The organism is Pseudoalteromonas sp. AWM4_233 (genome assembly GCF_056158285.1).
In genome coordinates, this window is the sequence record NZ_JBSWSZ010000113.1 from 933,956 (window position 1) to 949,334 (window position 15,379).

The window sequence follows — 15,379 nt, forward strand, 5'->3', positions numbered from 1 at the left end:
ATCAATTCAATTCAAGATATAAGTTGTATACAGTATTTCATTTTGGTTTATTAATATGTACTTTAGGCTTTTAATTATCTTCACTCTATTATCTCCTTTTTTCACTCAAGCACTGGATATAAAAGTACACACGCTGCCAGTTCAAAGTGAGCTCAGAGCAAGTGCAATTAGCGGAAAGCTTATTTGGGTCGCCGGTAACAAAAATACTATTTATAAGAGTTTGGACAAAGGTAGGACCTGGATTAATAGCGGATTCAAATCTAATAAAAAATTTGATTTCAGAGACATTGAAATCATTAATGACCAAACCGCCATTGTGATGGCGGCAGGATATGGTGAAGATTCAGCGTTATTCATTACCAACAATCAAGGGAAGAGCTGGAGGTTGCTCTATCAAAACCCTGACAAGAAAGGCTTCTTTAATAGCATCACCTTTGTTAACAGCAAGCTTGGTTTTCTAATGGGCGACCCGGTTAAAGAACACTTTATGCTAAAACATACAAACGATGGAGGGGAGACTTGGCACCCCATCGACATGACACTTTTTCCAGAGATTGAAAAAGATGAAATCGCATTTGCCGCTAGTGGTAATACGCTCATTTCTGATCGCCAAAATGAAATCTATTTTGCGACAGGTGGCAACCAAGCTGCGATATATCAGTACAATTATAAAACTAAAACAAGCCATAAAACCCAACTTCCCCTTTATAGCAAAGAGAAGACATCTGGTGCTTATAGTGTCGCGTTTAATAGTAAAAGTGATCTATTTGCACTAGGAGGCGACTATAAACAAAGACAAGGTCTATATGAAAACATTGTTTTAATAAATAAGAATGGTCGACCAGTCAATCAAACGGTTAATTTTGGAGGTCTCATTACAGCGATGCAATGCGCTCACAACTTTTGTATTGCTGTTGGTAAATCTAATGGCTACATGTCGAAAAACCATGGTTATCAATGGCAACCGTTAACAAGCACTAGCTTTGACGGGTTTTATACTTTAGCCCAAAGTGAAGGTACTTTTATTGCCGCAGGTACAAAAGGTAAAATAGCTGTCATAAGTCAAGATAACTCAAGGTTTTAAACACTGAAACCTTGGGTTTTTGAGCACAAAAGCTTATCTTTAAATTAGGTCTGTATGTTTATTTAGAGGAACTAAAATGCGTACTATCGAAAAAGAACTGTATCAACTTAGCGCTGATGACATTTGTGTTTACGCTGTTGTTAAAGGGTCTTGGAGTTATGACGAAGCGATCCAGTTCAGCAAAGACTTTTTAGACATTATTAAGACATTTGAAGGAAAGCCTTTTACACATCTCGTCTATTTTGATGGATTCACTTTTTCAGTACCAGAAATTGAAGAAGTCATTCAAAATTTGGTGGATAAATTAGTATCTCAAGGTTTAAGATTCACCGCTCAAGTTATCCCATTCGAATACTACAACATCACTCAGTTTCAACTTGCAAAAATGACGCAAACTAAAGGCTTATTTGTCAAAAAATCTTTCAACTGTTTAATCGATGCACAAGATTGGTTAGAGTCTCAATCTTTCAATATGCCTCATCAAGATAACCACTTTGAATGCGAAATATTTAAAAGTTTAAAAACAGGATGATAACGAAAAGTTAATAAATGTAAACAGCGTAAAGACTTGTTTATTAAGAATTTAAGCCAAAACAAGTCACTAAAATCGCACCAAGATAAAACAAGAAATTTACAATTGTATTGATAAAGGTGCAAAAACAAGTATAAATTGTTCCTCTTTTGAACAGGAGGCGGCACTATGAAACGTATCTTATTTATCTCACTCTGCGCTGTGATCATAATCGCATCATTTTTCTTTACTAAGCATAGTGAAGATAAACAAAATATTGTCATCGCACAAATCAGCAAACCTGATGCAGTCAACGTAAGCCCCCCTTCTGTACCTGTTAAGAAAGAAACGCACATTGACGCTACTAAACCATTAACAAAAACTGATGTTAGATCAGAGTATTATGCTATCAATAAACTATCAGAAAAAGCTAAATCTGTGCTTTCTGAAGCGGGTGTGTTGCCATCTGATCTGAATAACGAGGCTTATGTTGAGTTTGACCTTCCCTCTCTTCGAGCATTAGAAGCGGGCGACAATTTTGAACTTATGATCCCCCAGTCGGCAGAAACTTTTATCGCAGAAGTCACATTTATTGATGTCGCAGGAAATGGCGATAAAAGTATTTTTGGTAACGTGACTGGTGCAGATGGTCGCTTTCACACCACTGTTTTAACCGTAGGCAAAGATGCGGTTTACGGTCAACTTACTGCACCAAGTGGAAATTATGTATTTGAAACTAAAGACCAATATGGATGGATAGCTGCCAAACGGGACTTGTATAGAAAACACGTTGAGTTCGAGCATTCTGAGTCTGAACATCACTCAGATGCACAACACACGGAGCATGAAAAAACTGACATTTTTGCTCCTAAATTAAACAAAACTGACAAGTAAGGAAAACAGATGAAAACATCACTTAAAACACTGGTCGCTGCATCTGCAATTGCGTTTTCTGGTTTCGCTTCGGCGGTTACCATAGATATCGGTATTTTATATACAGATCAAGCAGCTGCTAAAACAGCAAACATCAATACTAAAATCAACCAACTGATTGCCTTTTCAAATCAAGTATATCAACAAAACGGAGTTGATATTCAACTTCGCTTAGCTGGTAGCCAAAACCTTGGTAACTATGCCATCACACCTGAATCTGGCTGGTTAAATGCCGTAACAAATAGCACTTATGTTGCAGATCTTCGCAACACTTGGCGTGCTGATATGGTCGCTGTTCTAGGTACAGGTGAGAGTGCTGGTAATGGCTTAATTTCATGTGGTTTAGCTTGGGTTGGCCAAGGCTCTAACGGTAACTTATATAGCTCAATGAGCGATCGCATGTTCAGTATTACTGCTATTGATTGTGGTGCAACGACATTTGTCCATGAACTAGGCCACAATCAAGGCCTTGCTCACTCACGCAAGCAAGGTGATACATCTGGCGGCGTTTACGTTGATGGTATGGGCCACGGCGTGCAAAATAACTTCGCAAGTATTATGGCTTACCCACACGTGTTTGGATCAGCAACTCAGTACGATTATTTTGCAAATCCAAATTGGTCTGTAAATGGCGTGCCTTATGGTGTCGTAGGTCAAGCATATGGCTGGAAAACAGTTAATGACACCAAATACAGTATTGCTAACTTTAAGTAATATTTTATAAAAATAAAGTGAGGTGTATTTAGCACCTCATTACTCATAACTGCTTTTCAAACTGCGTACATATTTCTACTATTTTATTCCTTTTCTAAGAATAAATAACTTTTCTCTAAAGTACTTAAAATATAAGTCGATAACTTGGCAATGTCATATTTGCTTGATATGCTGAAAATATACATAAGTGCTTGCTCTAAAAACACTGTTCAGTCTTTTGCAAAAATAATTTACACGCTAGAAATAAACTAAGTATTCCATGCCTCTATCGCAATTTTCAGATAAACTTATTCACGATCAATTTAACTCTACTCAATATGAACTATTACATAAAATTGGGGAAGGTGGATTTGGTAAAGTTTTCAAAGCTATACAAACTAATACTGGGCAAGCCGTTGCGATTAAGTTTTTAGCAATTGAATCACATTGTGATGAGCAACAAAAAAAGCGTTATATAGAACGCTTTAAAAGAGAAACGGCATTAAGTAGTCAGCTTCAGCACCCAAATATTGTTCGATTGCTCGACAAAGGGCAAATTAATGATAATTTGTTATATGGAGTGTTTGAATATGTTGAAGGGCAATCTCTTAGAGAGCATCTTATTCAAGAAGGTGCATTGAATGCTGTTGACGCCAAAGAAGTTATGCTACAGGTACTTGATGCCCTAGTTCATGCCCATCAAAATGGTATTGTCCATCGAGATATCAAGCCCGCTAATATCATGCTTAGCAAAACGGGTGCTAAGACTCACGCTAAAATTCTCGACTTTGGCATCGGCACGCTTACGCAAGATAGCCGTCAAGCCGATTTTAATACTCTAACGCTCACACAGGAAACATTAGGCACGCCATCTTATAGTGCCCCAGAGCAGTTGCGTGGCGAACCTGCAACAGAAAAAACTGACCTTTATGTTTGGGGATTAGTTTTCTTAGAGTGTTTAACCGGTCTACCAGCAATTACAGGCTCGAGTATCGCCGCTGTTTATCATAAACAATTAAGCGATATGCAGGTTTCTATACCGAGTACTTTACTGGGACACCCAATAGCAGATTTATTAAGACGCGTATTAATTAAAAACGCCACCGATCGTGTAATTACTGGCGAGACGCTTTATCAAGAAGTGTCACAAGTTAATATGACTAATCTGGTTGGTGTATTAGCAGATTACCGAGCACAACAGCATGCGGATGATGACACTATGATCATGCGCAATGACGGTCCTGCCAGTGCGTCAATGCAAAACTTTACAGCTCATATCGAGCGTAAACAAATCACAGTTTTAGCTATGCGACTTAGCACCAAGGTGCTAACAGACAAAGAGCTTGATTTAGATATTGTCGATACTCTATTCAGATCCCAACGTAATCACTGTATAGACATTGCAACGCGCTATGGTGCGACCCATGTTGGTAACTTGGCAGATTCTGTGCTGTTTTATTTTGGCTACCCGATTGCCTCAGATAACGATACACGTCTTTGTGCGCGAACAATATTAGACGCCATTAGTGACATATCTAGACGTAACGCTCTTACCCAAGAAGCCCATGGTGTACAAATTAATGTGCATGCAGGTATTCATTCGGGGGTGTTCACAACCTATGCGACCGCTATGCCTGAAGGTCATATTGCGAATACGGCAATGGCTCTGGCAAGAGAAGCTGGCGAGCGACAAATTTTGTGTAGCGAGGAATCGAGGACTATTCTTGATCCCTATTCAGAGTTTGAATATTTTGGTGAAAAATTACTAAACCACCACGTTAGTAAAGAGCGTATTTTTAGTTTAACAGGTGAACGCAGAGTAGAAGCTTTTGGTTTTATGCGTGGCACAAGAAATAGCCATGAGCTTGTGGGTAGAAGCAATGAACTTGAACAGTCACTATTAATTTTTAATCACGAAAAAACAGAAAATCGATTTACCCATATCCATGGTGAAGCTGGTATTGGGAAATCTCGTTTACTACAAGAAATCAGAAGTAATGCAGCCAGATACCAACACCTTGTTGCACAGTGTTTGCCTGAACATCAAAATAATGCGCTTTACCCAATTCTGACTTTGGTTCGATATTTATATAACACCAATAATTTAACCACCGCAGAAGCAATAGAAACCTTTACTTCTATTATCACAAAACATGACAACACCTTAGATTGCAAACAAACTCTACCTATCTTATTGATCTGGTTAAATATTGCATTAAATGATGAATTAACTGCTTCAACACTTGCTCCTGATGCGCAAAAAACTCTATTGTTTAAAGCTCTCAGTGCATTACTAATGAGTCAAAGTGTCAGCTTCAGTGTCTCAAAACTTTATATAGTAGAAGATATTCACTGGGCAGACGTCACGACCATTGAGTTTATGCAGCATTTTGCAAAACAACTTCATAATGGCGATGTGCTTATTAGTACCTCACGTCAAAAAGTACCAACTGAATTAAAAGATCTCACTTTAATAGAAGTCGGTTTAAAGAAGTTAACTGAGCGCGCAACCGAAGACTTTATTGTAAAGTTATTTGACAATCAAGCAGTGTCACAAAGCGTACTTGACGTATTAGTTAATCGTACTGACGGTATACCGCTGTTTATCGAAGAGCTCATCGATATGCTTAAGCAAAAAAGCTTAGTCAGTGTCATAAACGGGGAGATTAACTTCACCAGCCCAGACAAACTAGACCAAGTCCCAACCAGTCTACGTGAGTCACTTCAACAAAAACTAGACAATTTAATTCATGCTAAAGAAACTGCACAACTGGCCGCCACAATTGGCCGTGAATTCGAATATGAGCTACTTGTCGCAGCCTCTTCTCTGAGTGAAAATCAAATTCAAAATGACTTAAATGAATTGATTGCTAAAGATTTAATTATTCATCAACGCCATGTGAATAATGACAGTTATATTTTTAAGCATGCATTAGTGAGAGATGCAGCTTATGAAAGTACAAACACGCCAAACAAAGAAAAGAATCATAATAAGATAGCTGACATTCTCGTTTCAAAGCCATATTTAGAAGCTTTACTGGTTGCCCATCACTACAAACATGCAAAAAAATTCTTATTAAGCAGCACATACGCATTTAAAGCTGCAGAGCATACGTATGAAGGCTCTTTGTATAAAGAAGCGTTCAACATAACTAATGAGTACTTTCAAATCGCCCAAAAAATTAGTGATGAGCATGAATCAATAAAGTGGCAACTTAGATTAAATAGCTACAATATTAGTTCACTTATGCTTGGGTTTGGTTACGGTGATGTTAGAATTTTTGAGAAAGCAAAACAAAATGAAGAATTGCTTGGGCAAAGCAATGGATCTTTAAGTATATCAATCGAAGAATATCAGAGATTACGCCACCAGCTTATTTGGTCTCAAATCAGTTACCACAATAACAATAATGAAAGAACTAAAGCGATAGCGCTGGCTGAAGAAGCTTTGATAGACAAAACACACAAAGCGAGTTATCTACACCGTCTACTAACTCAATCAATGCTTGCAAATAACTATGTATTTGATGCCCAGTTAGACAAAGCTGAACAATCATTATCTGAATGTTTTGCACTTTTAGGTCAACTCAACCCTGAAGAAATTAGAAATGGCTTAAAAACTTACGGTTTGCTTCCAAACTGCTTACCGTATTATTTTAATTCAATTTTTCAAGCCATTGTAGGTCAGTCTGAGAAGGCAATAGAAAGCATAGAACTAGCTATCAAAGTTTCGCAAAAGTTTAATCATTTACCAAGCTATTTGATGGCATTAAACTATGCTTCGATCGTCTCTTATATTTGCAATGAAACTACTTTTGCAAAAGTCACGATAGAGCGAGCACGACAAGAGTTTAAGAGTGATTCACACCTTTATTTGGTTTTTCTACCAACTGATGCACTGAATGCTTGGCTAAACCAAGATACCGATTTGCTAAAGAGTATCTGTGAACAAATTGAACAAACCGGGCAAGTACACTCCCTATCGTTCTATAAAACCATGTACATAGATACTTTAATTGAGTCTAAACAAATAGACCGTGCATTAACTCAACTTAGTGAGTTAACTTCCTGGTGTGAAACTCAAAACGAGAAAATAATGTTGAATAAATTAAAGGAATTAAAAAATGGAATCTGTTAGTGACGAGTTGCAACATGAATTCAATGAAAATGGCTATGTAATTGTCGATAACTTATTTGACGAAAACACATATCAAAAGCTTGCATCGGCTGCGTACTTATTAACCATAGATAAAATGAACCTCATTGAAAAAGATATAAAAAATGATTTGGGTGATATCTTTGAGTTCATTTGCAATAAACCAAATTACCCAATTGCAAATACTAACAATCGTTATTTATCAAGAAGCCACCTTGACTGCCGAGCTGATAAACTCATCGATACCATAGCTAGTAACTTGATTGCGGCTGACATTCCAAACAGGCTTTTAGGTCATAAAGCCAAGAGAGCAGACTTTAAAGGTTACATTTCTCTCCTACCTGAAGATAAAGTAAGAGGGATTAACAACCTCCATCAAGATTACCCTTTAGATTATGATGTTAATGATTTAATTATGTTTTGGTTGCCAATCTCTCCCGTAGATACGGCAAACTTCAGAATCATACCTGGCACGCATAAGCTTGGCGCTTTACCACAAGAGGTGTTTGGTCAATTTAAGCAATTGCCACCAAGCATTACAGAGCAGCTCAAAGACAGAATTAAAACCATTGAAGTAAAGCTAGGACAAGCAATCATCTTCAATACCAAAACCGTTCATTCGTTAGATAAAAACTTTACCAATAAGACAAACTGGTCTTTTTTCGTGAGTTTCGAAAAAGACTTTAACTAAACAAGGAAATTATGATGTCAAAAGAAGCATTACTATCACCAACTCTGCATTTTCTAAATGAAATAATGAATAACCCTGAAAACTGTAAAGCGTTTTCAGATAACCCTGAAGATTTCTTTAAAAACTTCGAAGCTGAACACAAGTTCACTATAAAGAAAGAAGTCAAAGACAGCCTTTACAACTCGGAACTTGGTCTTACTGAGATACTTAATATCGTTAAGGGTGAGCTTACAACTACAACAGCCCAATACCAGCCTATTATTATTCTTCCGCCTCCAGGCGGTAATGACTAAAAGAAGTAACGTCCTGTTGCTTATTAAGTAATATCTTAAAAAGAAAATGAGCATCGTAAATCGCCTTGCTCATTTTCTTTATTATTAGATACTTGGCGAAATTCAAATGTAAACTTTACGTAAATTCATTCTTTGTCCATAATTCAACTTTACAATGAAGTCTGGCTTTAATCACAAAGGATTCAATAATGCGTCGATACTTACATACATTGGTTGCTGGCGCCTTACTTACAGCGTTGTCTGGCTGTGGGTTTGGTGACAATGATGACCCCCAAATAGATATCATACCACCTGATAATTCAGCTGCAGAACCACAAACAAACATTGCCATTACTGAAATTTCAACTGGCCCATTAGATGTACTAGAACCAAACAGTACATTTAGAGCTTACTACGATGTGCATGTAAAAGGCTTTGACGACATTGACGTTGATGTACACTTTTATTTAGTGCATGCCGCTGAACTAGATGAGTCTGGTGAAACTGAAGTTGAAATCGACGAAGTACACAAAGTTGGTGCATTAGAACTGGTTAGCGTTCGTGAAGGTGATCACACCTTTGATATAGACATTACTGTACCTAACGACTTAATTGGTGGTCACTACCATGTAGTTGCGCAAATTGACCCACACGATGATCATGCCGAAGACTTAGAAGACGATAACCACCCTTCTGTTGATCACGAACCATTCTCTGAAGGCGACTTTCCGTTCGCTGATATTCAAGTACGTGTACTTGAAAACCACGATTACAAATTACTTGGTGCTGAATTTGGTCAAGAAGCATTAATCTTAGACGTACCTGATACCCAAGATGGAACAAGCCACCACCACTCAGATTTAGTTGGTTTTATTGAAGCTGACTATGAGGGCGTTGATTTAGGTGACTCGGTTATCACAGCTGAAGTCATGGTAAACGGTAACTGGGTACCAACGCATTTTTGGAATGCTGAAACGCAAGGTTATGAAGATCAAATTTTACATACTTTCACAGCGGGTCTTCACGATGAGCATATTGGCTTTGATATCGCGTTAGATGATGAGCTATTAAAGACCATTCATGATGGTTATGACGCTGCACAAGAACAAAACCTACAAGTGCGTTTCACTTTGACTGACACTGGTACTAATGCAGAAACAGTCACTGACAATAACGTAATTGAAGCTGAAATCCCGCTTTATTTCTTCAGCGGTGACGAAGATGTGAGTGAAGACCAAGGCTTTGCACAACGTGGTGGTCCTCAATATTCAGTTGGTTTAGCTAACATCAAATTAGAAAAGTCATTTGATAAATCTTACGGTAACAAGTCTAAGTTCAGCGTAGGTGTTGACCTAAATGGCCAATTATTCATTGTACCAACGGGTGATATTGGCGGTCGTGTAACAGGTGAAGGTACTGTTGAAGCTTACTTCTTTAACGCGAAAAATACGCTATTTAGCATCTCTTATGACGGCAGTGCTTATGTAAGTGGCTTTAACACCGGTTACGCGTCAGAGATGATCATCTTTAACAACGTCGTATTTGAAGATGAGAAGTACACGGCTAAATATGAAAAGTCGTGGGAGAAAAAGTGGGAAGAGAACAAAGTATTAGCTAAAGCTCGCTTTACAATTGGCCCTGTTCCTATGAGTGTTGAAGCGGGTGTAAATGGTAGCCTTGGCTTCGAATTAACGGTTGGCTATAACGCTGAACTATATGCTGAAGGTGACTTATTCCATGTTGACTTTGGTGCATTTGGTCGTGGCGGTATTGACTTAGCTCTTGTTTCTGCGGGTGTTCAAGCAATACTAACTCTAATCGACAATACTTTCGCTCTAGAGTCTAATGCTGGCTTTGCGTTAGTAAGCTCAGGTAATAAGAACCCACATATCTACTATGGTATTGAGCTTAAAAATGACTTAGACGTTATCTCTGGTAAGTTTGGTTTATACGCTAAAACTGTCGGTGTTAAATGGTGTAAGAAATGGGGTATTCCTTACCCGTGTGGTAAGAAAGAAACTCAATATGACCTATGGCTTTACCAAACTAAGAGTGTTTACAATAAATCTTGGACACTTTACTCAAAAGAGGACGAAATCGAATTATGATAAGTTCGTTTCGTAAATCTTTGCTTGCCGCGCCAGTTTTGGCGCTGGCAAGCGCACAAGCTTATGCCCAATGTCAGACACAGTTTAACTTCGACATTAAAACTTATACGTCTTTTGACTACAGTAAACTCAACAGTGCTGCGCAAACTACACAAGTAGACTTGCAAGGTGTGCTATCTGTTAAGCCTGCAGTTAAAGGAGAAGACAAAAATTGGTGGGCAGTTAAAGCCGACCAAGTAAAAATTGTTCAGGGTATTACTCAAGTCCCTGCGCCTAGTTATCAAACTGCTTTTGCCTTTAAACTTAACGAGCATGGCTTGATCAGCGACTTTCATTTTACTGATAGGCTGGACGACCAAACTCAGCAAAAGCTAAAAGGTTTAGCATATTACTTACAATATCAGACAAAGTTAGCTGATATAAAGCCAGAGCAAGATACTCTGGGAACTTACAAAGCTGATTATAAGCACACTGATAGCAAAATCAGTTTTACTAAAACGCGATACGAATTAGATAAAGATGTGGCACTTAATTCTTTCAATCAAGTAGACATCTTACATTCAGAGCACACCATTGAGCCATCAAGCTGCTTTATGACCCTACGAGAGGGAAGCGAAGAGCTAGATTTAGTCGGTCAAGATTTAACTTTTCATTCAAAGCAGCGTTATTTAATTACCCAGTTAAAAACGCCTGTAGCGACTGACTTATTTAATATGCATGTCGACTTAGAGCAATGGCAAACACAAGCTATTGAGCTGACTGAAGATGAAAAAGCACGCTTAGCTGCCGAACTGAAAGCATTTTTAACGCAGCAAGATATTACTCAAATCGACGCATATACATTGTCGTTATTACTAAAAAAATACGACGCAGTTTTAGGCACGTTACGAGATGTGTTTGTTACGCAATTATTGAGCGACAATGCGCAAATGCGTTTATTTAATGCATTAGGCCAGCTCGATACCGAAGCGAGCCAGCTACTGTTAAGCAATTTATTGGTTGATACCGAAAAGCTGCCTGTAACGCAATTTAGAGCACTACGAGCTTTAACTCAGGGTGAAACTGCGCTTACACAACAAGCGACCGATACTTTGTTAGTATTACTCAACGATGGCTTTTTAAGTCTTGATAGTGAAGTGCAATCAAGCTTTTATATGACGCTGGGTATTTTACTTAATAACCGTGCCGACTCGCCGGCTGCCCAGCAATTAGCCCAAGCGATTACTGAGCAAATCACTTTAGGTGAAAATGAAGCTAAAACTGCTGATTTGATTACCGCTTTAGGTAATAGCAGAGATGAGCAGCATGTTGCGCTTATCGAGGAGCATCTAACTGACACAAGCCCTCGAATTGAGAAAGCGTCTATCAGAGCATTGGGCATGATGCAAAGCGAAGAAGCCTACAGCAACCTCGAAAAGCATTTTAGCAAACATTCAGGCCGAAATACCAAAGCCCTTGTCACAGCACTAGGTAACTATCAAATGCAGCCAAAAACCAGTGATTCGGTGCTAAACATTGCTGTGAATGATGACGATGACAATGTTAGGTACGCAGCAATCAATGCATTGGCAAAGCAAGAAAATCAAAAAGGCATTAAACAAACGCTTAGAATGGCTTTAAAAACTGAGCAATCTAAACGTAACTTTAAAGCAATCATTAAGCTACTGCACAAAAAAGACTAAAAAAGGCGCTAAGGCGCCTTTTTTAATCTAAGTTTTTAGACTCTACTAAATAGTTTCGCCATATAATGTTTAATGACGCCTAGTACTTTTATAAGCACCACTTTCGCCCTCAAAGAAACGCGACATAATAAAAAATAGGAGGAGCCCCTCCTATTCGAAAAATTAAAACTAAATATCAAATTTATATTTAACTACTTTTGAGACTGAAAATCTGGGTGACCAGACCTATTAAGCATAAAGCTGTAAAGATCAACATAACGTTTAATGTTTTGCTGAGTGCTTGATCCAGCGCCATGACCTATTTTATCGTCAGCTCTAATCAATAGCATTCCTGAATGCTCTGATGATAGATACTTTGCAGCAAATTTTGCTGTATGCCAATAATCAACCCTTTTGTCATTAAGACCTACATCAAGGTAGATATCTGACAAAGCACTCACATCATCAAGCATTTCATAAGCGTCCATAGCAAGTATCGCTTTAAAACCCTCTTCATTTCTAGGGTCACCTAATTCACCAATTTGGTTCGCCCCATTCTTAGAGTGTAAAATTCTTGTCGGGTTAAGAATTGCAACTGATAGCGCTGCATGGCCAAAAAGATCTGGTCGTTTTAAAACTGCGGGAGCAACTAAAACGCCCCCCATACTCACACCATATGCGCCTAATAACTTTGGCTCAGTTCGACCTGTTTTCACTAAGTGCTCAGCACAAGCGATAAAATCAGCATGACCATTTGGTTTATTCTTGCCTCTTCCCATCTCATGCCAAGTTCTGCCTTTTTCACCTCCACCTCTGACATGACAATTTACCCAAATACCACCCTCTTCATTGAATGGGAACATCCTTGGGCGATAATTAGGCCTAATTGAGGTACCGTAACCACCATAGGCATATAAAATCGTTGGAGATGGGTCTTTTAAGTCCGAAGATTTGCCATATATTGTTACCGGAACCAAAGTGCCATCTGCACTCTTAGCAAACTCTCTCAATACTTTATAGCCAGTTGGAAGCTCATGTGAAGCGCTATTCAAGTCCAAAGAAGTTATATTCCCAGAGTTGTATTTGAAGTATTCTCGAGAATGCATTGGACTTTCAACTGAAAATATTATCGCATCTGAAGCGTTGTCACTTGAAAGAGATCTAACTACGCCATCAAATGGAAGAGAAATATTAGTGATCTTTTTATTAAGATCTATAAAGCGTACGTTATCAAAACCATCTTTCATGCTGACAACAAACAAACCACCATTTACTGCAGTAATTGATGTAAGGACTTCATCACCTTCCCTTAAAACTGGCGTAGCATCATTGAGGTTTTGTGACTTATTTAAGTCAAGTTTCAACACCTCGCCATCAGGTGCTGTTTTTTTAGATAGAACATACAAGTCATTTCCAATTAACGCACTACTCGATATTCTATCTTTATAGTCCGCTACAATCTTCCATTCTGACTTGCCTTGTTCTTTAATCAACAATCTGTGATCAGGTCTTGCTCCTGTGCCCCAGCCTAATACCCAACGACTATTTTTTGGGTAAATCACAACAGGGAATTCAGCAGAATTAAAATTAGCCCCGTTGTCAATTCTAAACCCTAGCTCTAGATCACGCTCAGCACTTTCTAATTTAACATTCTCAACAACCATTCCTTGAATGGGATCGTTGTCTATTGCATATGTCATTTTAGTGATAGAAAATTCTGTATCGTTTTTCCATCTGGCAACAAACTCGCCCCATACAGGGGATACTTCTGTGTCTAAAATTCGCAAAGAATCTGTATCAATAATTCTAACTGTTCCAACTTCAGAACCGTCTGGAGAAATATGGAAAGCAATATATTTACCGCTTGGAGAAACAGAGTAACTATGTATTGCTGCCGAGCTGCCATCATTATTGTTGTACTTAGCAGGGTCGACAATTAAGCGCTCTTCTCCTTCTATACGAACATATAATTTTGCTACGGAGTCACTAGGGCTCTTATGCAAATAAAAAAGTTTATCGCCTGACAACTTGGCTTGAGAAAAACTAGACTGTGCGCCAAATAACTTTGCAGTCGCCTCTTCCAAACGAAGCCTACCTGCTTGAGACCCAAGCAGCTCATCTGTTTGTTTGGCTGAACTTAACATCCAAGCTTTCAGTTCATTTTCTTCTTTTTCCATCCACCGATATGGATCATTTATTTCATAACCAAAAACTGTTTCCTTTATTGGTATTTTTTTAGGTGGCTTATTAATTGAAGCATCGCTTAATGCGTCATGATTGGAGCAAGCAGCCAAAACGGCTATAGAAATCATAATAAATAGGTATTTCAAAACATATCCTTTGAGAGTTTTCATAATTAAAAAATTTAATCACCGGCGAGGATACTTAATAACATTTTGACCGTCAAACATTAGTGCTTTTAAATCAGTAGGTTGAACTGTAATCTTCCTTGAAAAGTTAATTCCCAGGCTTTCTGTTGAATATGGAGTACAGCCTAATGCCCATAAAGTTTTTAGACACAAAAAATTAAGTGTGATGATAAATAAAAAACTATGTTCCTATGACTCTGCAGCATAACCCCTTATGATCGCTCTATAAATTATAATGTGAAGATGCCCAACCGAAAATGAGCTGTACATTTAGCTCGTCTCAATAGAACCAATACCGACACTTATTTTTTGCATGTACTTTGCAAGCATTTGTGATTCATCATCTTTGGAGCTTAAATTATCAAAAACCCCTTGTTGATCGGTAACACTTCGATGTTGTCCAAGCTTGAGCTTACCTTCTATACTCAAAATTTCTATTTCAACACCAACGATAGCGCGAGACAAACGCGTATTAAATTCATGATTATAAATATCAACTTGATTGAATAAGTCTGCTTCGTATTTTTCAACTGTTTTAGTCACTACAGCCATCGTCCCTGGCCCATCGAGAAGTTTTACTCTTCCTTTAACGTGAACCGCAGCATAGTTCCATGTCGGTACGGCAGGGCCTTTTTCATACCAACTAGGAGAAATATATGCATGGGGCCCTGAAAAAATAATCAGCACTTCTTTTGCATCTAAGATTTTGTGGTGTGAATTTGCTTTTGCTAAATGTGTATAGAGCGTGTTGCTATCTTGATCAAAAATAAATGGCAGGTGTGAGCCGACTAGATCATCTGAAACTAAACTTCCAAAACCAAAGTCATGGATAAATTGGACGGCAACAGCGTCGGGCATTTTTTGATTTTTTGGGATGTGCAAAGTGTTACTCCTATTTGTT

11 protein-coding genes are annotated in these 15,379 nt (G+C 38.3%); 9 read left to right on the plus strand and 2 right to left on the minus strand.

Annotated features, from left to right (window positions below; all coding sequences use genetic code 11):
* Positions 1-55 precede the first annotated feature (55 nt).
* The 9 genes from ACXAC4_RS25645 (at position 56) to ACXAC4_RS25685 (ending at position 12,130) form a co-directional block, all read left to right on the plus strand.
* Positions 56-1,084, plus strand: a complete 1,029-nt coding sequence (locus tag ACXAC4_RS25645) for a WD40/YVTN/BNR-like repeat-containing protein (protein WP_475167479.1) — start codon at positions 56-58, stop codon at positions 1,082-1,084.
* A gap of 76 nt (positions 1,085-1,160) precedes the next feature.
* Positions 1,161-1,616 (plus strand): hypothetical protein, encoded by a 456-nt coding sequence (locus ACXAC4_RS25650; protein ID WP_475167482.1) that lies wholly within the window; start codon positions 1,161-1,163, stop codon positions 1,614-1,616.
* 168 nt (positions 1,617-1,784) lie between these two features.
* Entirely contained in the window at positions 1,785-2,489 is a 705-nt protein-coding gene (locus ACXAC4_RS25655) for a hypothetical protein (RefSeq protein WP_475167485.1), read from the plus strand.
* A gap of 9 nt (positions 2,490-2,498) precedes the next feature.
* Complete coding sequence (locus ACXAC4_RS25660) at positions 2,499-3,242, plus strand: zinc-dependent metalloprotease family protein (protein WP_138481357.1); 744 nt, start codon at positions 2,499-2,501, stop codon at positions 3,240-3,242.
* Positions 3,243-3,501: 259 nt separating this feature from the next.
* Positions 3,502-7,359, plus strand: a complete 3,858-nt coding sequence (locus ACXAC4_RS25665) for a TOMM system kinase/cyclase fusion protein (RefSeq protein WP_475167492.1) — start codon at positions 3,502-3,504, stop codon at positions 7,357-7,359.
* Positions 7,346-8,068, plus strand: coding sequence for a phytanoyl-CoA dioxygenase family protein (locus ACXAC4_RS25670; RefSeq protein ID WP_475167495.1), 723 nt, complete (start codon positions 7,346-7,348; stop codon positions 8,066-8,068). Before ACXAC4_RS25665 ends, ACXAC4_RS25670 begins: the two co-directional genes overlap by 14 nt.
* Positions 8,069-8,079: 11 nt before the next feature.
* Positions 8,080-8,361 (plus strand): hypothetical protein, encoded by a 282-nt coding sequence (locus ACXAC4_RS25675; RefSeq protein ID WP_475167498.1) that lies wholly within the window; start codon positions 8,080-8,082, stop codon positions 8,359-8,361.
* Between the two features lie 188 nt (positions 8,362-8,549).
* Positions 8,550-10,448 (plus strand): hypothetical protein, encoded by a 1,899-nt coding sequence (locus ACXAC4_RS25680; protein WP_475167502.1) that lies wholly within the window; start codon positions 8,550-8,552, stop codon positions 10,446-10,448.
* Entirely contained in the window at positions 10,445-12,130 is a 1,686-nt protein-coding gene (locus ACXAC4_RS25685; RefSeq protein ID WP_475167504.1) for a HEAT repeat domain-containing protein, read from the plus strand. The genes ACXAC4_RS25680 and ACXAC4_RS25685 overlap by 4 nt, the downstream gene beginning before the upstream one ends.
* Before the next feature lie 191 nt (positions 12,131-12,321).
* Here the strand turns inward: ACXAC4_RS25685 and ACXAC4_RS25690 are convergent, their stop codons facing one another.
* Both ACXAC4_RS25690 and ACXAC4_RS25695 read right to left on the minus strand, forming a co-directional pair.
* Positions 12,322-14,439, minus strand: a complete 2,118-nt coding sequence (locus ACXAC4_RS25690; protein WP_475167507.1) for a prolyl oligopeptidase family serine peptidase — start codon at positions 14,437-14,439, stop codon at positions 12,322-12,324.
* 309 nt (positions 14,440-14,748) lie between these two features.
* Positions 14,749-15,360 (minus strand): FMN-binding negative transcriptional regulator, encoded by a 612-nt coding sequence (locus tag ACXAC4_RS25695; protein ID WP_475167509.1) that lies wholly within the window; start codon positions 15,358-15,360, stop codon positions 14,749-14,751.
* Between the last annotated feature and the right edge of the window lie 19 nt (positions 15,361-15,379).